Origin of the sequence: Lelliottia sp. F153, assembly GCF_002870005.1 — a bacterium.
Lineage (GTDB): Bacteria > Pseudomonadota > Gammaproteobacteria > Enterobacterales > Enterobacteriaceae > Enterobacter > Enterobacter nimipressuralis.
In genome coordinates this window covers 33,614-51,676 of the sequence record NZ_PKFT01000006.1, presented here as the reverse complement: position 1 = coordinate 51,676, position 18,063 = coordinate 33,614, and the positions used below count along the sequence as shown (strand labels likewise).

Annotated in this window: 15 protein-coding genes; 5 read left to right on the top strand and 10 right to left on the bottom strand. The window is 59.3% G+C overall.

Annotated elements, in window-relative coordinates; genetic code table 11:
* The first annotated feature begins 218 nt into the window (after positions 1–218).
* Positions 219–1,127: a uridine diphosphate-N-acetylglucosamine-binding protein YvcK gene (yvcK, locus tag F153LOC_RS14715; RefSeq protein WP_100777131.1), complete on the top strand. Its 909-nt coding sequence runs from the start codon at positions 219–221 to the stop codon at positions 1,125–1,127.
* Between the two features lie 91 nt (positions 1,128–1,218).
* Here the strand turns inward: yvcK and uvrB are convergent, their stop codons facing one another.
* A complete protein-coding gene (gene uvrB, locus F153LOC_RS14710) occupies positions 1,219–3,234 on the bottom strand; it encodes an excinuclease ABC subunit UvrB (protein ID WP_102105221.1) in 2,016 nt (671 codons plus the stop codon).
* A gap of 709 nt (positions 3,235–3,943) precedes the next feature.
* Between uvrB and F153LOC_RS14705 the strand changes: the two genes are divergently transcribed.
* Positions 3,944–4,666: an ABC transporter ATP-binding protein gene (locus tag F153LOC_RS14705; protein WP_102105222.1), complete on the top strand. Its 723-nt coding sequence runs from the start codon at positions 3,944–3,946 to the stop codon at positions 4,664–4,666.
* On the opposite strand, the gene bioD is transcribed toward F153LOC_RS14705, so the two are convergent.
* Genes bioD through bioB form a run of 4 tightly spaced genes read right to left on the bottom strand, consistent with a single transcriptional unit; the run spans position 4,629 to position 8,253 of the window.
* Positions 4,629–5,330, bottom strand: coding sequence for a dethiobiotin synthase (gene bioD, locus F153LOC_RS14700; protein WP_199174675.1), 702 nt, complete (start codon positions 5,328–5,330; stop codon positions 4,629–4,631). The genes F153LOC_RS14705 and bioD overlap by 38 nt on opposite strands.
* Complete coding sequence (gene bioC, locus F153LOC_RS14695; RefSeq protein ID WP_102105224.1) at positions 5,323–6,078, bottom strand: malonyl-ACP O-methyltransferase BioC; 756 nt, start codon at positions 6,076–6,078, stop codon at positions 5,323–5,325. Before bioC ends, bioD begins: the two co-directional genes overlap by 8 nt.
* Positions 6,065–7,216: an 8-amino-7-oxononanoate synthase gene (gene bioF, locus F153LOC_RS14690; protein ID WP_102105225.1), complete on the bottom strand. Its 1,152-nt coding sequence runs from the start codon at positions 7,214–7,216 to the stop codon at positions 6,065–6,067. The genes bioC and bioF overlap by 14 nt, the downstream gene beginning before the upstream one ends.
* Positions 7,213–8,253, bottom strand: a complete 1,041-nt coding sequence (gene bioB, locus F153LOC_RS14685) for a biotin synthase BioB (RefSeq protein ID WP_102105226.1) — start codon at positions 8,251–8,253, stop codon at positions 7,213–7,215. The genes bioF and bioB overlap by 4 nt, the downstream gene beginning before the upstream one ends.
* Positions 8,254–8,324: 71 nt before the next feature.
* Between bioB and bioA the strand changes: the two genes are divergently transcribed.
* Together bioA and F153LOC_RS14675 are read left to right on the top strand one after the other, a co-directional pair.
* The gene (bioA, locus tag F153LOC_RS14680; protein WP_102105227.1) at positions 8,325–9,632 is read left to right on the top strand and encodes an adenosylmethionine--8-amino-7-oxononanoate transaminase; all 1,308 of its coding nucleotides are present in this window, start codon (positions 8,325–8,327) and stop codon (positions 9,630–9,632) included.
* Between the two features lie 71 nt (positions 9,633–9,703).
* Positions 9,704–10,180 (top strand): kinase inhibitor, encoded by a 477-nt coding sequence (locus tag F153LOC_RS14675; RefSeq protein ID WP_100777139.1) that lies wholly within the window; start codon positions 9,704–9,706, stop codon positions 10,178–10,180.
* Between the two features lie 102 nt (positions 10,181–10,282).
* Here F153LOC_RS14675 and hutH read toward each other — a convergent pair whose 3' ends face one another.
* From hutH to hutI, 5 genes are all read right to left on the bottom strand, one after another.
* Positions 10,283–11,803 (bottom strand): histidine ammonia-lyase, encoded by a 1,521-nt coding sequence (gene hutH, locus F153LOC_RS14670; protein ID WP_102105228.1) that lies wholly within the window; start codon positions 11,801–11,803, stop codon positions 10,283–10,285.
* On the bottom strand, positions 11,803–13,488 hold the full coding sequence (hutU, locus tag F153LOC_RS14665; protein WP_102105229.1) for a urocanate hydratase: 1,686 nt from the start codon (positions 13,486–13,488) through the stop codon (positions 11,803–11,805). The genes hutH and hutU overlap by 1 nt, the downstream gene beginning before the upstream one ends.
* Positions 13,489–13,615: 127 nt before the next feature.
* The gene (locus F153LOC_RS14660) at positions 13,616–14,350 is read right to left on the bottom strand and encodes a histidine utilization repressor (RefSeq protein ID WP_102105230.1); all 735 of its coding nucleotides are present in this window, start codon (positions 14,348–14,350) and stop codon (positions 13,616–13,618) included.
* Between the two features lie 19 nt (positions 14,351–14,369).
* Complete coding sequence (gene hutG, locus F153LOC_RS14655) at positions 14,370–15,308, bottom strand: formimidoylglutamase (protein ID WP_102105231.1); 939 nt, start codon at positions 15,306–15,308, stop codon at positions 14,370–14,372.
* On the bottom strand, positions 15,305–16,528 hold the full coding sequence (gene hutI, locus F153LOC_RS14650) for an imidazolonepropionase (protein ID WP_102105232.1): 1,224 nt from the start codon (positions 16,526–16,528) through the stop codon (positions 15,305–15,307). The genes hutG and hutI overlap by 4 nt, the downstream gene beginning before the upstream one ends.
* 224 nt (positions 16,529–16,752) lie before the next feature.
* On the opposite strand from hutI, the gene F153LOC_RS14645 reads away from it, so the two are divergent.
* Positions 16,753–18,036, top strand: a complete 1,284-nt coding sequence (locus tag F153LOC_RS14645) for a putative acyl-CoA thioester hydrolase (RefSeq protein WP_102105233.1) — start codon at positions 16,753–16,755, stop codon at positions 18,034–18,036.
* The last annotated feature ends 27 nt before the right edge of the window (positions 18,037–18,063 follow it).

Genomic DNA, 18,063 nt, shown 5'->3' with positions numbered 1-18,063 from the left:
GTGGGTTATGCCGATAGTAGCGCGGAAATGGCGCTTTCGCCATTCACCGATTTCGCTATATAATTATATATATAGCGACCTGATCGTGCACTTTCACTACAGAATACGTAAAAATCAATGTTTCGCATTGATATACGTCATTTTGACAGGGGTCGGGCATCGTCTTTTAGGGGTAGTTGGGTTACTGTTACGCGGATCAAATGTCATAAGGAATCTGTATGCGCAATCGCACTTTTGCGGATCTTGACCGTGTGGTCGCTCTCGGCGGAGGGCATGGGCTGGGGCGGGTTATGTCGTCATTATCCTCGCTGGGCTCCAGGCTCACCGGGATCGTGACCACCACCGATAACGGTGGCTCAACAGGTCGTATTCGTCGTTCAGAAGGCGGTATCGCCTGGGGCGATATGCGTAACTGTCTTAACCAGTTAATTACCGAACAAAGCGTCGCATCGGCGATGTTTGAGTATCGTTTTGGCGGTAACGGGGAACTTTCCGGGCATAACCTCGGAAATCTGATGTTAAAGGCGCTGGATCACCTGAGCGTACGCCCGCTTGAGGCGATCAATTTAATCCGAAATCTGCTGAAAGTGGATGCTTTCCTGATTCCTATGTCGGAACAACCGGTCGATTTGATGGCGATCGACATGGAAGGGCATGAAGTTTACGGCGAGGTCAATATTGACCAGCTGGTAGTCCCACCCAAAGAGCTGATGACCTACCCAACTGTTCCCGCCACGCGCGAAGCGGTGGAAGCAATCAGCGAAGCGGATCTGATCCTCATCGGCCCTGGCAGTTTTTACACCAGCCTGATGCCGCTGCTGCTGGTAAAAGAGCTGGCTCAGGCGCTGCGCAGAACACCCGCGCCGATGGTGTATATCGGTAATCTTGGGAAAGAACTTAGCCCTGCCGCCGCCAGCCTTTCGCTTGCCGATAAACTCAATCTGATGGAGCAGTACGTCGGTAAAAAAATCATCGACGGCGTGGTCGTAGGGCCTAAGGTGGATGTTTCAGGTATGGAAGGCCGTGTGGTGGTGCAGACAGAGCTGGAAGCGAGTGATATTAAATATCGCCACGACCGGCATTTGCTGCGCCTGGCGCTGGAAAAAGCGATTCAGGCGTTGGGATAACCGAACTGCGCCCGGTGGCGTTACGCTAACCGGGCCGACAACGCATCCGAACGGTTAGCCGGGCAGACGCAATGCCGCCCGGCAACGCGAGTTACGACGCCGCGATAAACAGATCGCGCAGCTTATGCAGCTGATCGCGAAGTTGCGCCGCCTCTTCAAACTCCAGATTCTGCGCATGCTGCATCATCTGCCCTTCCAGCTCGTGGATTTTCTGCTGCAGCGCTTTCGGTGTCAGCAGCACTTCCACCGCATCAGCCTCAACCGGATGACGCGCTTTTCCGCGGCCTTTGGTTTTCGCAATCCCCTGGCCCAGCGCCAGAATATCCACCACTTTCTTGTTCAGCCCCTGTGGGGTGATGCCATGCTCTTCGTTGTACTGCTGCTGTTTCTCACGACGACGTTCCGTTTCGCCGATCGCTTTCGCCATCGACGCCGTAATTTTGTCACCGTACAGAATCGCTTTCCCGTTGATGTTACGCGCCGCGCGGCCAATGGTCTGAATCAGGGAGCGCTCAGAACGCAGGAAGCCCTCTTTGTCGGCATCCAGAATCGCCACCAGCGACACCTCCGGCATGTCGAGACCTTCTCGCAACAGGTTGATCCCCACCAGCACGTCAAACTCGCCAAGACGTAAATCGCGAATGATCTCCATACGCTCAACGGTATCGATATCCGAGTGCAGATAGCGCACGCGCTCCCCGTGCTCTTCCAGATACTCAGTCAAGTCTTCCGCCATACGTTTGGTCAGCGTGGTGACCAGCACACGCTCGTTAACCGATGCGCGAGCGCGGATCTCTGAGAGCAGATCGTCCACCTGCGTTCCCACCGGTCGAACTTCGATAATAGGGTCCAGCAGGCCCGTTGGACGCACCACCTGATCGATAACTTCATCACCGGATTTCTCCAGCTCGTAGTTCCCCGGCGTGGCCGACACGTAGATCGTTTGCGGGGCCAGCGCCTCAAACTCTTCAAATTTCATCGGGCGGTTATCGAGCGCCGACGGCAGACGGAAACCGTACTCCACCAGCGTCTCTTTTCGCGCGCGGTCACCGCGATACATGCCGCCGATCTGCGGAATAGTGACGTGAGATTCGTCCACCACCAGCAGACCGTCAGCCGGGAGATAATCGAACAGGGTCGGCGGTGCCTCGCCAGGACCACGCCCGGAGAGATAGCGCGAGTAGTTTTCAATGCCCGAGCAGTAACCCAGCTCGTTCATCATCTCTAAATCGAACTGCGTACGCTGGCTCAGGCGCTGCTCTTCGAGCAGCTTGTTATTTGCCAGCAGCACCTTACGGCGGTCCGCCAGCTCCACTTTGATCTCTTCCATCGCCTGCACGATACGCTCGCGCGGGGTGACGTAGTGGGTTTTCGGGTAGATGGTAAAGCGCTGAATCACCGACTCAACGTGGCCAGTCAGGGGATCAAATAGCGACAGACGCTCGACCTCCTCGTCAAACAGCTCAACGCGCAGGGCCAGATCGTCGGATTCTGCCGGGAAGATGTCGATCACTTCGCCGCGCACGCGGAAAGTACCGCGCTGGAACGCCTGGTCGTTACGGGCATACTGCAGCTCCGCCAGACGGCGTAAAATCGCGCGCTGATCGATAATCATCCCGATGGTCAGGTGCAGCATCATCTTGAGGTAAAGGTCCGGGTCGCCCAGACCATAGATGGCGGAGACCGACGCCACCACGATCACATCCCGACGCTCAAGCAGCGCTTTCGTCGCCGACAGACGCATCTGTTCGATATGTTCGTTGACCGAAGCATCCTTCTCGATAAAGGTGTCTGAGCTGGGTACGTAGGCTTCCGGCTGGTAGTAATCGTAGTAGGAGACGAAATATTCAACGGCGTTTTCCGGGAAGAACTCTTTCATCTCGCCATACAGCTGCGCCGCCAGCGTTTTGTTAGGGGCCAGCACCATCGTCGGGCGCTGCAGATCCGCAATCACGTTGGCAACGGTAAAGGTTTTGCCCGAACCGGTCACACCCAGCAGGGTCTGGTGCGCCAGCCCGTCTTCCAGCCCCTCTTTCAGGCGACGGATCGCATCCGGCTGATCGCCAGACGGACGGAAAGCAGAATTCAGTTTGAACAATTTACTCATGGGCGACAACCTGATGACGGAAAAAGCGGCAGGTGAGTAATTTTACTCGCGGCTGGCAAATTTGCCAGTAATAAATACTGGATGTAAAACCAGTGGCGTGTAAGGATATCTGGATTAGCATCCGCCTGATGAGCGCGAAAGGGGCCAAAATTTAGGCTGTGACGAGATAAAACACCAGCAATGTTCGGTTATCCCCAGAACATTTCTATTTTTAACATTTGTCAAGCCACGTAATGATAGTTTTATGGCAGTCAGTGACACTTTCATGACGATGATTGCTTTTGTCTAACTCGTTAATTCATAGAAGATATTTCTTAAAGCCGCGTTTCGCATCAATTCATGCGCAGGCCGCGTCTTCTCTCGCTTGCCTCAGGTTTTCTAACTCTAATGCACATGGTTATCCACAGGAATAGTGGATAAGTGCTTCCAGCCCGTACAGACCGCGACTCCGCAAATTCCCGGTTTTTCCCAAGGGCATGTCCGTAAAAAATATTTATAGCTCTTTTTTGATGATATTCAGCCCCACCGCGCATAACCGACTGGCGAGATCTTAATCACATTTCCGTCATTATGTGCACAGCACGCCCTTTTAACGGCTGTGAGCCAAATCTGAAAAGTGCAGCATATCGAACCACGCCATCGGTTATGGCAAGGGTTTTGCAGATTATCCTGAGACGTCTCATCCCTCATGCGTTTTAAGGAGTGAAATATGCTAAGTCTGCGCGCCGTTAATCAGTTCTATGGAAGTCAGCACACGCTGTGGAATGTCGATCTGGATTTGCCGCCAGGGATGTGTACAGGCGTTATCGGGCTGCCGGGTATGGGGAAAACCACGCTTATCAACTGCATCACCGGCCAGTTGCCCATCGAGAGCGGCACCATCATCTGGCATGAAGCGGGCGCGCCACCGTGCAATTTGAGCAGCGCTGCACCTGAGCAGTGCGCGATGCCGGGCATTGGCTATGTCTCACAGGACCGACGGATCTTCTCGCAGCTCACCGTCGAGGAGAATCTGCACGTGGCCATGCGCGCCAAAGGTGCGCCCGATGCGGCGGCGAGCAGTGATATTTACGAGCTTTTTCCCCAGCTCTGGCCGCTGCGCCACGCCAGAGCGACGGGGATGTCGCCCGACGAGCAGTACCAGCTGGCGCTGGCCAATGCGCTCATTTGCCGCCCTCGCCTGCTGATTCTGGACGAGCCGCTGCACGGCACGGGAAGCACCTTTGCCATCCGGCTTGGGCAGCTGCTGATGCGGTTGAGTCGGGAGCTGGGAATGACGGTGCTGTTAGCGGAACAGCAGCTGTCGTTTATTCGCCGGGTGGCCGATCGTTTTTGCGTGCTGTATCGCGGGCGTAACGTGGCTCAGGGCCACGTTAACGAGCTGGATGATGAGCTTATCGCCCACTGGATGTCGCTGGATGCAAGACGCTGAGATCGAGATACTGCCCGGTCTCGGCCTGCTCTGCGCCCTCAGCAAGCCAGGGGATCTCCCCGAGGAACGGCGCAGGAAGGACGTTTTTCAGCGTCGCAAGATACTCCTGATGACGTTTACCTGGGGCCACCACGTCGTTGGCGATCCAGCCTGCGAAGCGTAAACCGGCCTGCTGAATCGCCTGCGCGGTGAGCATCGCGTGGTTGATACAGCCGAGCTTAACGCCCACGACTAGGATCACCGGCAGCCGTTCTTCCTGCACCCAGTCAGCAAACGTCTGATGCGCCGAGAGCGGCGTAAACCAGCCGCCAGCCCCTTCGACCAGCACCCATTCCGCCTGCTGCTCCAGCGCGCGCAGGCCTGCAGAAAGAACCGAAAATGCAATCGGGCGCTGCTCGTCGGCACTGATGATGTGCGGCGAGGTTGGCTCGGCGAAGGTGTACGGATTCACCGCCTGATACGGCAGTGCAAGCGTGCTGTGGCGTTGCAGCGCCAGCGCGTCGGAGTTGCGCATGCCCTCCGGCGTTATCTCGCTGCCGGAGGCGACCGGTTTGTACCCGGCGGTGATGAATCCCTGCAAACGCGCCGCCTGCAACAGCGCCGAGCTTGCGACGGTTTTACCGACTTCAGTGTCGGTTCCGGTGACAAAATAGCGTTCAGTCACGTTCGATAATCCCATGAAAGAGTTGATAAGAGAGCGGGAATTCCCCGCGCACACGCGGCCACGCCAGCTCAAGCTGCGTCAGTTCGCCGCGCGTGAGGGGTTTTCGCGCCCGTCCGTCGTGCAGATGGGTGGCGCCAATCCCTTTCAGCGAGCGCATCGCGCTCAGGGCATCGCTGAAAGAGAGGGTAACGACCTCCGTGATGGCCCTGTAGCGCCACCCGGCGAGGGCGTCGTTCACCGCCTGCGCCGGTAAGAAACGGTTGGCGTGCGGCCGTTCATCCACCGCACGCCAGGCCTGATTAAGCTCCGGCAGAGAGTTATCGAGCAGCGTGGTGAAGGCGACCGTGCCGCCTGGGCGCGTGACCCGATACAGCTCGCGCAACGCCTGCGGCAGACTGGCGCACCACTGCACCGCCAGATGGCTCCAGACCAGATCAAACTGTGCGTCCGGCAGCGGAATAGACTCGATATCCCCCACCAGATAATCATCGGCCGCCTGCTGATAGCGCGCCTGTTCCAGCATTTGCGGGGAGAGGTCGAGGGCCGTCACATGGCTGCCCGCCTCGCGCCAGAGACGGCTGTTTGCGCCAGGCCCGCAGCCTGCATCCAGCACGGCGTGGAAACGCCCCTCGCCGAGCAGCGTTTTCAGCCCCTGGGCGCTCCGGCGCTGCAGGTCGTCGTGTCGGGAATAACTTTGCGCCGCCCGCCCGAAAGCAGAGGCGATGGCCTGCTTGTTAACCTGCGTCATGCAGCGCCTCCAGCAAATCATCAATGTCCTGCGTGTGGTGTGCGGCCGTCAGGGTCAGGCGTAAACGCGCGGTACCCGCCGGAACGGTTGGCGGGCGGATCGCCGTCACCCACATGTCACGCTCGCGAAGCTGCTGCGCCAGATGCAAGGCACGGCTGTTCTCGCCCACAATCAGCGGCTGGATGGCACTTTGCGAATCGGTCATCTGCCAGGGTAGCTCGCGCACGCCCTCCCGAAAGCGCTGGATGTGCGCAGCCAGAGTGTGTCGCCGCTGATCGCCCTCTGCGCTGCGAACAACCCTCAGCGCTTCCAGCAGCGCCACGGCCTGCGCAGGCGGCATACTGGTGCTGTAGATCAGATGGCGGGCGAATTGCAGAAGGTAATCCGCGACGGATTCGCTGCATAACACCGCCGCACCGCTGATGCCAAACCCTTTGCCGAAGGTCACAATCAGCAGCTCCGGTTTAACATCCTGGCGGGCGGCACTTCCGCGCCCTTCCGCGCCCAGCACACCAACGCCGTGGGCATCGTCCACCAGCATCCAGGCGTTGTGCTGACGTGCCGCGGCATGGAGTTCACCCAGCGGAGCGCAGTCGCCGTCCATGCTGAAGACCCCCTCCGTCACCACCAGCTGTTGCCCGTCGCAGGATTTCGCCAGCAGCGCGTTGAGCTGGGCGGCGTCGTTATGGGCAAACCGGCGCAGCTGCGCCGGGCTGAGGCTGGCCGCTTCGAGCAGGGAGGCGTGGCTCAGGCGGTCGGCGACAATCCGATCCTCTTTTCCCATCAGAGCCGCAATCAGCGCCTGATTGGCGGCAAAACCGGAGATAAACAGCAGCGCGCGGGGATAGCCGAGCCAGTCGGCAAGGGCCTCTTCCAGCGCCTGATGCGCGGTGGTGTAGCCCGTCACATGCCCCGACCCGCCGCTGCCGACGCCCCAGGTTTCCGCCCCCTGCTGCCAGGCGCGAATGATCGCCGGATGCTGGCTCAGGCCGAGATAATCGTTGCTCGAAAAGTTGCAGAACCGGCGCGTTTCGCGGATCAGAAAACGCCCGCCGCTTTCGACCGCCGCGCGCGAGCGAAATGCGTCCGCCGCCCGGCGTTCCTCCAGTGCGGCGTCGATGCGGTGTTGCCAGGTCATAGGGCTGCCGCGTTGTAGAACTGTTCGGTGTCGGCGTTGAAAAGCTGCTGTTCCAGCTGGTGCTGCTGCTCGTTATCCCCCGTCAACACCTCGGTCCGATGCGGATTCAGCCCCAGCTTGCGGAACAGCTGGACGTCTTTGTCCTCTTCCGGGTTTGGCGTGGTGAGCAGTTTGCAGCCGTAGAAAATTGAGTTTGCGCCCGCCATAAAGCACATCGCCTGAGTCTGCTCGCTCATCTGCTCACGGCCCGCGGAGAGGCGCACAAACGAGGTCGGCATCATGATGCGCGCGACGGCAATCGTGCGGATAAAATCAAACGCATCCACGTCGTCGTTATCGGCCATCGGCGTGCCTTTGACCTTCACCAGCATGTTGATCGGCACACTTTCCGGCGGCGTCGGCAAATTCGCCAGCTGCAACAGCAGACCCGCGCGATCTTTTACCGTTTCACCTAAACCGACAATCCCCCCGGAGCAGACTTTAATCCCCGCGTCGCGCACCTTGTCGAGCGTATCGAGACGCTCCTGGTAGGTACGGGTGGTGATGATGTTGCCGTAGAATTCCGGCGAGGTATCGAGGTTATGGTTGTAGTAGTCCAGACCCGCCGCCGACAGGCGCTGCGCCTGCGTTTCGTTGAGCGTGCCGAGCGTCATGCAGGCTTCCAGCCCCATCGCTTTCACGCCCTGCACCATCTGCTCCAGATACGGCATGTCACGGTCGTGCGGGTTTTTCCACGCGGCTCCCATGCAGAAGCGGGTCGAACCGGCGTTTTTCGCCTTGCGTGCCGAGTCGAGCACCTGCTCCACTTCCATCAGCCGCTCGGCCTCCAGCCCGGTTTTGTAGCGCGCACTTTGTGGGCAATATTTGCAGTCTTCGGGGCAGGCACCGGTTTTGATCGACAGCAGCGTACTGACCTGCACATGGCGCGGATCGAAGTGCTGGCGGTGGATTTGCTGGGCTTCGAACATCAGTTCGAGGAAAGGTTTGTTAAATAATTCGGTGACTTGCGACATTGTCCAACGTACAGGGTTAGCCATCGGGCTTCTCCAAAAAGGGGTTCAGTTCATTGTGGGTTCGGTTTATACTTGTAAACCTAAAACTTTTCAAAATGGTTTACAAGTCGATTATGACCCCGGACGATCTCGCCTTCGACAAGCAACATATCTGGCACCCCTACACCTCCATGACCCGGCCGCTGCCCGTTTATCCGGTCGCCTCGGCGCACGGGTGTGAACTGCATCTGGCCACCGGCGAAACGCTGATCGACGGGATGTCCTCCTGGTGGGCAACCATCCACGGGTACAACCATCCGCGCCTGAACGCGGCGATGAAAACGCAAATTGACCAGATGTCCCACGTGATGTTTGGCGGGATCACCCATCAGCAGGCGATTGAGTTGTGTCGTCGGCTGGTCTCCATGACTCCGGACGCGCTGGAATGCGTTTTCCTCGCCGATTCCGGTTCGGTGGCGGTGGAAGTGGCGATGAAAATGGCGCTGCAGTACTGGCAGGCGAAAGGCGAGCCGCGCCAGCGTTTCCTCACCTTCCGCAACGGCTATCACGGCGACACCTTCGGCGCGATGTCGGTCTGCGATCCCGATAACTCGATGCACAGCCTGTGGCAGGGTTATCTGCCGGAAAACCTGTTCGCCCCGGCGCCGCAAAGCCGTTTTGGCGGCGAGTGGAACGAAATGGATATGGTCGGATTTGCCCGTCTGATGGCCGCCCATCGCCACGAAATTGCTGCCGTGATCCTTGAGCCTGTCGTACAGGGCGCGGGCGGAATGCGCATGTATCATCCCGAGTGGCTGAAACGCATCCGAAAGATGTGCGATCGGGAGGGTATCCTGCTGATTGCCGACGAAATCGCCACTGGATTTGGCCGCACCGGCAAGCTCTTTGCCTGCGACCATGCGAACATCGCCCCGGATATTTTGTGCCTCGGTAAAGCCCTGACGGGCGGCACCATGACCCTCTCCGCAACGCTCACGACCCGTCACGTAGCCGACACCATCAGCGACGGCGAAGCCGGCTGCTTTATGCACGGCCCGACGTTTATGGGCAATCCGCTGGCCTGCGCGGTCGCCAGTGAAAGTCTGGCTATTCTGGAAAGCGGTGAATGGCAGACGCAGGTTGCGGCGATTGAATCCCAGCTCTCGCGTGAACTGGCGAGCGCGGCGCAGTCAGAGTTCGTGGCCGACGTGCGGGTGCTGGGCGCAATTGGCGTGGTCGAAACGCGCCATCCGGTGAACATGGCGGCATTGCAACGTTTCTTCGTCGATCGTGGCGTGTGGGTGCGACCGTTCGGCAAACTGATCTACCTGATGCCGCCGTACATCATTACCCCAGAGCAACTGCAGAAGCTGACCCGCGCGGTGAATGAGGCTGTTAACATTCCCGCACATTTTGCGATTTAACCCAACGCGTTAGCTTCGGTATGCTGTTTTATGCAGTACACTTTTTGCATGGCTACGTACGGAGAGATCGCATGAAGATAATCAGTCAGGATCTGCGCGACGGTGAAAAATTACCCGAGCGTCACGTGTTTAACGGCATGGGTTATCAGGGCGATAATATTTCGCCGCACCTGGCCTGGGATGATGTTCCGCCGGGGACGAAGAGTTTTGTCGTCACCTGCTACGACCCGGATGCGCCAACCGGCTCCGGCTGGTGGCACTGGATTGTGGCAAACCTGCCCGCCGACACGCGCGTGCTGCCGCAGGGCTCCGGCTCTGATTTAACGGCCTTGCCGGAAGGGGCTATTCAGACCCGCACCGATTTCGGCAAAGCGGGATACGGCGGCGCGGCGCCGCCAAAGGGCGAGACGCACCGGTATATTTTCACCGTTCATGCCCTGGACGTTGAGAAGATCGATGTGGATGAAGGCGCGAGCGGCGCAATGGTCGGCTTTAACGTGCATTTTCACACGCTGGGAAGTGCGTCGATTACGGCGATGTATTCGTAAAAAAAGCCGGGCGGCGGCGTCGCCTCACCCGACCTGTACGGTTCATTCATCACGAAAACGTCGTTTTCAGGCCCGGCAAGCGCAGCGCTGCCGGGCTTTGCTTTACAGCACCGCGGGTAATAACGTCACCAGGCTCCCCGCCATCAGCAATTCCATCGCCTTATCAATATCCGGCGCAAAGAAACGGTCGTCGTCGTAGTGCGTGACGTGTTCTCGCAACGTCTGGCGCGCCTGCTCCAGCAGTGGACTGGACTTCAGCCCTTCGCGCAGGTCGATCCCCTGCACCGCCGCTAGCCACTCGACCGCGATCACGCCGCGCGTATTGTAGGCCATCTCCCACAGACGACGCCCGGCCGCCGGCGCCATAGAGACATGGTCTTCCTGATTGGCCGAGGTCGGCAGGCTGTCCACGCTGTGCGGATGGGACAGCGCTTTGTTCTCGCTCGCCAGCGCCGCCGCCGTCACCTGCGCAATCATAAACCCGGAATTTACGCCGCCGTTGCGCACCAGGAATGGCGGCAGTTGCGACATGTGTTTATCCATCATCAGCGCGATACGACGCTCAGAGAGCGAACCTATTTCGGCAATCGCCAGCGCCAGATTATCGGCGGCCATCGCCACCGGCTCCGCGTGGAAGTTCCCGCCCGACACCACGTCATTCTGCTCGGCGAACACCAGAGGGTTATCGGAAACCGCGTTCGCTTCCACCAGCAGCACGTCGGCAGCCTGACGAATTTGCGTCAGACACGCGCCCATCACCTGCGGCTGACAGCGCAGGGAGTACGGGTCCTGCACCTTGTCGCAGTTATGGTGCGAATCCGCAATTGCGCTGGTGTCGGTCAGCAGATGACGGTACATCGCCGCCGCATCAATTTGCCCACGCTGGCCGCGCACCTCATGGATACGGGCATCAAACGGACGACGCGAACCGAGCACGGCTTCCGTGGTCAGCGCACCGCACACCACCGCCGAGGCAAACAGGTCTTCAGCTTCGAACAGACCGCGCAGGGCGAAGGCTGTGGAAGCCTGGGTGCCGTTCAGCAGGGCCAGCCCCTCTTTCGCCGCCAGGGTAATTGGCGTTAATCCGGCTTTTTGCAGCGCCTCTTTGGCGGACAGCCATTGCCCCTGCCAGCGAGCTTTGCCCTCGCCGAGGAGCAGCAACGACATGTGCGCCAGCGGCGCCAGATCGCCCGAGGCACCCACCGAGCCTTTGGCCGGGATCCACGGATAGACCTGCGCGTTGACCAGAGCGATAAGCGCCTGAATCACGCTCAAGCGGATACCGGAGAAACCGCGCGCCAGGCTGTTAATTTTCAGCACCATCATCAGACGGACGATCTCGTCATCCAGCGGTTCGCCGACCCCCGCCGCGTGTGACAGCACCAGCGAGCGCTGTAAGTTTTCCAGATCGTGCGTGGCGATGCGCGTCTGCGCCAGCAGGCCGAAACCGGTGTTGATGCCATAGGCCGTGCGATCTTCGGCGACGATGGCTTCCACGCAGGCGACGCTGTCGTTGATCGCCTGATGGGCGTTTTCATCCAGTGTCAGCGTCACCGGGTGGCGCCAGGCGCTGCGCAGGTGAGCGAAGGTCAGCGCGCCGGGCGTAATAGTCAGTGCATTCATCAGTGTTTTCCTTGTGTGGCGGCGACCATCGGCAGGTTCAGCCCCTGCTCTTTCGCACAGTCAATCGCGATGTCGTAGCCCGCGTCGGCATGGCGCATGACGCCTGTCGCCGGGTCGTTATGCAGTACGCGGGCGATGCGGGAGGCAGCTTCGTCGGTACCGTCGCAGACAATCACCATGCCCGCGTGTTGGGAGAAGCCCATCCCGACGCCGCCGCCGTGGTGTAGCGACACCCAGGTCGCGCCGCTGGCGGTGTTCAGCAGGGCGTTGAGTAATGGCCAGTCAGAGACCGCGTCAGAGCCGTCCTGCATGGCTTCGGTTTCGCGGTTCGGGCTGGCGACTGAGCCGGAATCCAGGTGGTCGCGACCAATCACAATCGGCGCGGAGACTTCGCCGCTACGCACCATTTCGTTAAAGGCCAGGCCGAGTTTTTGGCGCCACTCCAGCCCTACCCAGCAGATACGCGCGGGCAGCCCCTGGAAGTTGATGCGTTCGCGCGCCATGTCCAGCCAGTGGTGCAGGTGCGCGTCGTCGGCGACGATGGCTTTCACTTTGGCGTCAGTTTTGTAGATATCTTCCGGGTCGCCCGAGAGCGCTACCCAGCGGAACGGGCCAATTCCGCGACAGAACAGCGGACGGATATAGGCCGGGACAAAACCAGGGAAGTCGAACGCGTTTTCCACGCCCATCTCTTTCGCCATCTGGCGAATGTTGTTGCCATAGTCGAAGGTCGGTACGCCCATTTTGCTAAACGCCAGCATCGCCGACACATGCTCAGCCATCGAGCGTTTGGCGGCCAGCACAGTCCCTTCCGGGTCGGTTTGGGATTTTTGCTGGTACTCTTCCCAGCTCCAGCCTTTTGGCAGGTAGCCGTGAAGCGGATCGTGGGCGCTGGTCTGGTCGGTGACCAGGTCCGGGCGCACGCCGCGCGCCACCAGTTCCGGAACGACCTCCGCCGCGTTGCCGCACAGGGCAATCGACACGGTTTTGCCTTCGGCGGTGTATTTCTGAAGGCGCGCCAGCGCGTCATCGAGATTGTCGGCCTGCTCATCGACATAGCGGGTGCGCAGGCGGAAATCGATGCGGCTCTGCTGGCATTCGATATTCAGGGAACAGGCACCCGCGAGAGTTGCTGCCAGCGGCTGTGCGCCCCCCATGCCGCCCAGTCCGGCGGTCAGCACCCAGCGCCCTTTCAGGGAGCCGTTATAGTGCTGGCGTCCGGCTTCGACGAAGGTTTCGTAGGTGCCCTGCACGATGCCCTGGCTGCCAATGTAGATCCAGCTGCCCGCGGTCATTTGGCCGTACATCGCCAGCCCTTTGGCGTCCAGCTCATTAAAGTGTTCCCAGGTTGCCCAGTGCGGAACAAGATTTGAGTTGGCAATCAGCACCCGTGGCGCATTCTTATGGGTTTTGAACACCCCGACCGGTTTACCGGATTGCACCAGCAGGGTTTCGTCGATTTCGAGGTTGGTGAGCGCGTCCACAATGGCGTCGTAGCATTCCCAGTTACGCGCCGCGCGACCGATGCCACCGTACACCACCAGCTCGTGCGGGTTTTCGGCGACGTCGGGATCGAGGTTGTTCATCAACATGCGCAGCGGCGCTTCGGTGAGCCAGCTTTTGGCGGTGAGCGTGGTGCCGCGCGGGGCGCGGACATCCTGCTGACGGTATTTACCTGACGACATTGTGTGGTCCTCATACGGGATGAAAGATACAAACAGATATACTTGTATAGACAACCACGCACAAGGTCAGATTTAACAATAAAGATACAATTTTGTTATATTGTGTTAGCTATCACGCTTTGAAAATCTATGACATAAAGTGGCCTTGTAACCGGTAACGGGAACCGGGGAATAACAGTCTGGCGTGCGAGACAATCTGCCCGGAAGACCAGGTGCGGCGGCGGATCAGCAGGCACGGGTCGTGCTCTTTAATGCGCAGTCGTTCGCACTCCTGCGGCGTGGCGCGCACCGCTTCGACAATGTGTTCGCCCTCGGTCAGCGGAGCGACCTGTGACAGCCAGGCGTGGGGCGTGGTCTGGGTATAATCCTGCTGAAGATAATCGGGCACCCGTTCGGCGTTGACGCAGCGATCCTCGATTTGCACCGGAACGTCGTTCTCGAAATGCACCATCACCGAGTGGAAAATCCGCGCCCCCTCTTTGACATTCAGCTCAACCGCCTGCTCGGCACTGGCCTGTGTCTCCTCAAGCACCAGCACTTCACAGTGGTGTTGATGATTGCGCGAGGCGATCTCGTCGGCAATGCTGCGGATTTCAAACAGCGCCGACTGCCCTTTCGGCTCGGCGACGAACGTTCCCACCCCCTGCAAACGCACCAGCAGCCCTTCGTCCGTGAGTTCACGCAGCGCGCGGTTGATGGTCATACGGCTGAAACCAAACTGGGCCACCAGTTCGGCCTCGGAGGGGATGCGGTCGTGCGGCTGCCAGACGCCGGTGGCGATCTTCTCGCTGATGGCCTGTTTCACCTTTTCGTAGAAAGGGGCTGGCGCGCTGGAAGGCGGATTCGGTGAGCGTGAAAACATTGTTACTCCTTAAAATGATTTATGCCCACCAGTGAGCAATTTGCCAGGCCAGACGCGCCGCGAGCCGCGCGCCCTGTCCGTCGCGATCGTAAACCGGATTAAACTCGACCAAATCTACTGCCTGCAGTTTTCCGCTGCGACAGATTTCGCCAATCACCGGCATTATATCCAGGGCCGACACGCCGAGCGCCGCCGGGGCTGAGACGGCAGGCATTTCACCGGCGGGCAGTACGTCGAGATCGATGGTCAGATAGACGCGGTCGGCCTGCGCCAGGACGCTTTCCAGCACCGGTAACGCCTCGCGGCGAAAATCGAGATCTTCCACCAGTGTTACGTTAAGGTGGGCCGCTTCGTCCCACAGCGCCTGCGTATTCGCCGCCCGGCTGACGCCCAGACAGGCGTACTGAAATTCGCGGTTCTGCGCCTCGCAATACTGCGCGAGCTGGCGGAACGGCGTGCCTGATGTGGCGTGGTCGGCCTTGCGGAGATCAAGGTGCGCGTCGAGATTGATAATCGCAACGCGTTCGTGGGGAAAGGCATCCAGCACTCCGCGACCGTGGGCCCAGGCCGTTTCGTGGCCGCCGCCGAACACCAGCGTGCGCATGCCCGACTGCTGGCAGGCCAGCACCGCATCACTCAGCGCGCGCTGAGCATCTTCGAGCCGATCGCCCGCAACGGCGATGGTGCCCATATCGGTCAGCGTGTCGTGCCCACTGTGGCTGGCCATATTTGCCAGCGCTTTACGCAGCATGTCGGGCGCCTGCGCAGCACCGGTCCGCCCATGGTTGCGCCGCACGCCTGCATCACACTCGAAACCTAACAGCGCAATGCCTGAACTTTGGGGCGCAAAACGATCGGTCTGGGCGATAGTCTGAAAAATTCGCAGCGCGTTGCTGGCTTCGCTGCTGTCATCGCGCCCCTGCCAGAGATCAGCGGGCGTTGGCCGCCAGAGTGTCATGATACTTTCCCTCGAAACACACGCTGATAGAGCGGATTACGCCCCGGCTCGTAGACCATTTCCACCGGCCGCTCGGCATCCCAGATGACGAAATCAGCGACAAAACCGGCCTTAAGCTGACCGTGGGTGGCCCCCCGACCCAGCGCCTGTGCCGCGTGACGCGTCACGCCTGCCCATGCCTCTTCCGGCGTTAAACCAAACTGCACGCAGGCCATGTTCATCGCCAGATGCAGGCTGGCAAACGGGCTGGTGCCGGGGTTGTAGTCCGTGGCGACAGCCATCGGCACGCCCTGTTTACGCAGCTGATCGACAGGCGGGCGCTGACGTTCCTGTAAGAAGTAAAACGCGCCGGGTAGCAGCACTGCGACCGTGTCGCTGTGCGCCATCGCGTTGACCCCCGCGTCATCGAGATACTCAATATGATCGGCGGACCAGCCGTGGTAGCGGCTCACTAATGCGGCGCCCCCCAGCCTGGAAAGCTGTTCGACATGGCCTTTGACGGGAATGCCCAGCGCGGCGGCCGCCTGAAATACCCGTTCGGTTTGCGACAGCGTGAAGCCGACGTTTTCGCAAAATACGTCCACCGCTTCAAACAGCCCTTCACGCCAGAGAGTCGGCATGATCTGCTCGCAAACCTGCGTCAGATAAGCGTCCGGATCCTGACGGTACTCCTTCGGTACGGCGTGAGCGGCGAGCAGCGTTGGGCTGATTTCAACCCGATGGCTTTGCGCCAGAGTCTGGGCGACGCGCAGCATTTTCTCTTCGGTCTGCGCATTCAGGCCATAGCCCGACTTAATCTCAAGGGTGGTGACGCCTTCCTGCATCAGGCGATGCAGGCGCTGTTCCGCCCGCTTCAGTAATGATGGTTCATCGCTTTCGCGGGTGGCAGCCACGGTCGCATTGATTCCGCCGCCCTGAGCGCTGATGGTCTGATAAGAGACGCCGTTCAGACGCTGTTCCCACTCTGCGGCGCGATCGCCACCGAACACCAGATGGGTGTGACAATCGATCAGACCAGGTGTCACCAGTCGTCCCCCGAGATCGACCTGATGAGCATGTGCAACCGGGACCGCCGTTTCAGAGATAATCGCCACAATCCTCTCGCCGCGCACCACCAGAGCCGCATTGTCACGCAGGCCGTAAGGTGCGGGTTCATCAGGGTTCATGGTCGCCAGTCGTGCGTTACGCCAGATAAGATCGTCGGGATGAAGCTGATGCATAGGACTTCCGCTTGTCATGGGTTGTATAGACATTTATTTTCATTCGTTTGCCCGTGTCAACCGGCTTTACGGAAATTGTTATTTATTTGTGACGACTTCCCCGGCGGGCGCGGGTGAAATATGCAACTTTTTCGTATTTCATCTTCCCGTTTCGCTCAACTTAGTATAAAAAAGCAGGCTATTTCGATCATCCCGTTAAGACTCGCGAAGCAAGGAGCTTTCCCTTGAATATTTCCAGGATTTCTCGTCTGGCGTTGGCACTCGCCTTTGGCGTGACGCTGTCAGCGTGCAGCTCAACGCCACCTGACCAGCTGCCCTCTGAGCAGGCCGCACCAGGCACGGCATCTCGCCCAATTCTGTCTGCTGGCGAAGCGAAAAACTTCACCGCCGCACATTATTACACTGCCATGGACCCGAACGCGGCACCGTGGACGCCTTCTTCTATTAACTTTCCTGCGCAGCCTAACTTCGTGGTTGGCCCGGCAGGCACGCAGGGCGTGACGCACACCAGCATTCAGGCTGCCGTTGACGCTGCCATCACGAAACACAGCGCATCACGCCAGTACATCGCAATTCTGCCAGGCGAGTACGAAGGGACGGTCTACGTTCCCGCCGCACCGGGCAGCATTACGATTTACGGTACCGGTGATAAAGCGATTGACGTGAAAATCGGTCTGGCGATCGACTCTGAAATCGACCGCAACACCTGGCGTCACCTGGTGAACCCGGCCGGTAAATATATGCCGGGCAAACCAGCGTGGTATATGTTCGACAGCTGCCAGAGCAAGCAGAGCGCCACTATCGGCATGATGTGCTCGGCGGTGTTCTGGTCGCAGAACAACGGCCTGCAACTGCAGAACCTGACCATTCAGAACACCCTGGGTGACAGCGTGGATGCGGGTAACCATCAGGCTGTGGCGCTGCGTACTGACGGCGACAAAGTTCAGATCAACAACGTGAATATTCTGGGTCGTCAGAACACCTTCTTCGTGACCAACAGCGGTGTGCAGAACACCCTGCAGAATAACCGTCTGACCCGTACTCAGGTGACCAACAGCTATATCGAAGGTGATGTGGATATCGTCTCCGGTCGCGGCGCGGTGGTGTTTGATAACACCGAATTCCGCGTGGTGAACTCCCGTACTCAGCAGGAAGGTTACGTGTTTGCACCAGCAACGCTGTCCAACATGTTCTACGGCTTCCTGGCCGTGAACAGCCGCTTTACCGCAGCCGGTGACGGCGTGGCGCAGCTGGGACGTTCGCTGGACATCGACTCTGCCACCAACGGTCAGGTCGTGATCCGCGACAGCGTGATTAACGAAGGCTTTAACATGGCAAAACCATGGGCCGACGCGGCGATCTCCAAACGTCCTTACTCCGGTAACACCGGCGCGATGGATGATAAAGGAAACGTGCAGCGCAACCTGAACGACGCTAACTTCAACCGCATGTGGGAATACAACAACCGCGGTCTGGGCAGCAAAGTGGTTGCAGAGCCGAAGCAGTAATCCCGAACGCCGGGCATAAAAAAACCT

Excerpts from the sequence above, each read along its gene's own strand:
- yvcK (WP_100777131.1), top strand. The coding sequence starts at position 219 with ATGCGCAATCGCACTTTTGCGGATCTTGACCGTGTGGTCGCTCTCGGC.
- uvrB (WP_102105221.1), bottom strand. The coding sequence starts at position 3,234 with ATGAGTAAATTGTTCAAACTGAATTCTGCTTTCCGTCCGTCTGGCGAT.
- F153LOC_RS14705 (WP_102105222.1), top strand. The coding sequence starts at position 3,944 with ATGCTAAGTCTGCGCGCCGTTAATCAGTTCTATGGAAGTCAGCACACG.
- bioC (WP_102105224.1), bottom strand. The coding sequence starts at position 6,078 with ATGACGCAGGTTAACAAGCAGGCCATCGCCTCTGCTTTCGGGCGGGCG.
- bioF (WP_102105225.1), bottom strand. The coding sequence starts at position 7,216 with ATGACCTGGCAACACCGCATCGACGCCGCACTGGAGGAACGCCGGGCG.
- bioB (WP_102105226.1), bottom strand. The coding sequence starts at position 8,253 with ATGGCTAACCCTGTACGTTGGACAATGTCGCAAGTCACCGAATTATTT.
- bioA (WP_102105227.1), top strand. The coding sequence starts at position 8,325 with ATGGTTTACAAGTCGATTATGACCCCGGACGATCTCGCCTTCGACAAG.
- F153LOC_RS14675 (WP_100777139.1), top strand. The coding sequence starts at position 9,704 with ATGAAGATAATCAGTCAGGATCTGCGCGACGGTGAAAAATTACCCGAG.
- hutH (WP_102105228.1), bottom strand. The coding sequence starts at position 11,803 with ATGAATGCACTGACTATTACGCCCGGCGCGCTGACCTTCGCTCACCTG.
- hutU (WP_102105229.1), bottom strand. The coding sequence starts at position 13,488 with ATGTCGTCAGGTAAATACCGTCAGCAGGATGTCCGCGCCCCGCGCGGC.
- F153LOC_RS14660 (WP_102105230.1), bottom strand. The coding sequence starts at position 14,350 with ATGTTTTCACGCTCACCGAATCCGCCTTCCAGCGCGCCAGCCCCTTTC.
- hutG (WP_102105231.1), bottom strand. The coding sequence starts at position 15,308 with ATGACACTCTGGCGGCCAACGCCCGCTGATCTCTGGCAGGGGCGCGAT.
- hutI (WP_102105232.1), bottom strand. The coding sequence starts at position 16,528 with ATGCATCAGCTTCATCCCGACGATCTTATCTGGCGTAACGCACGACTG.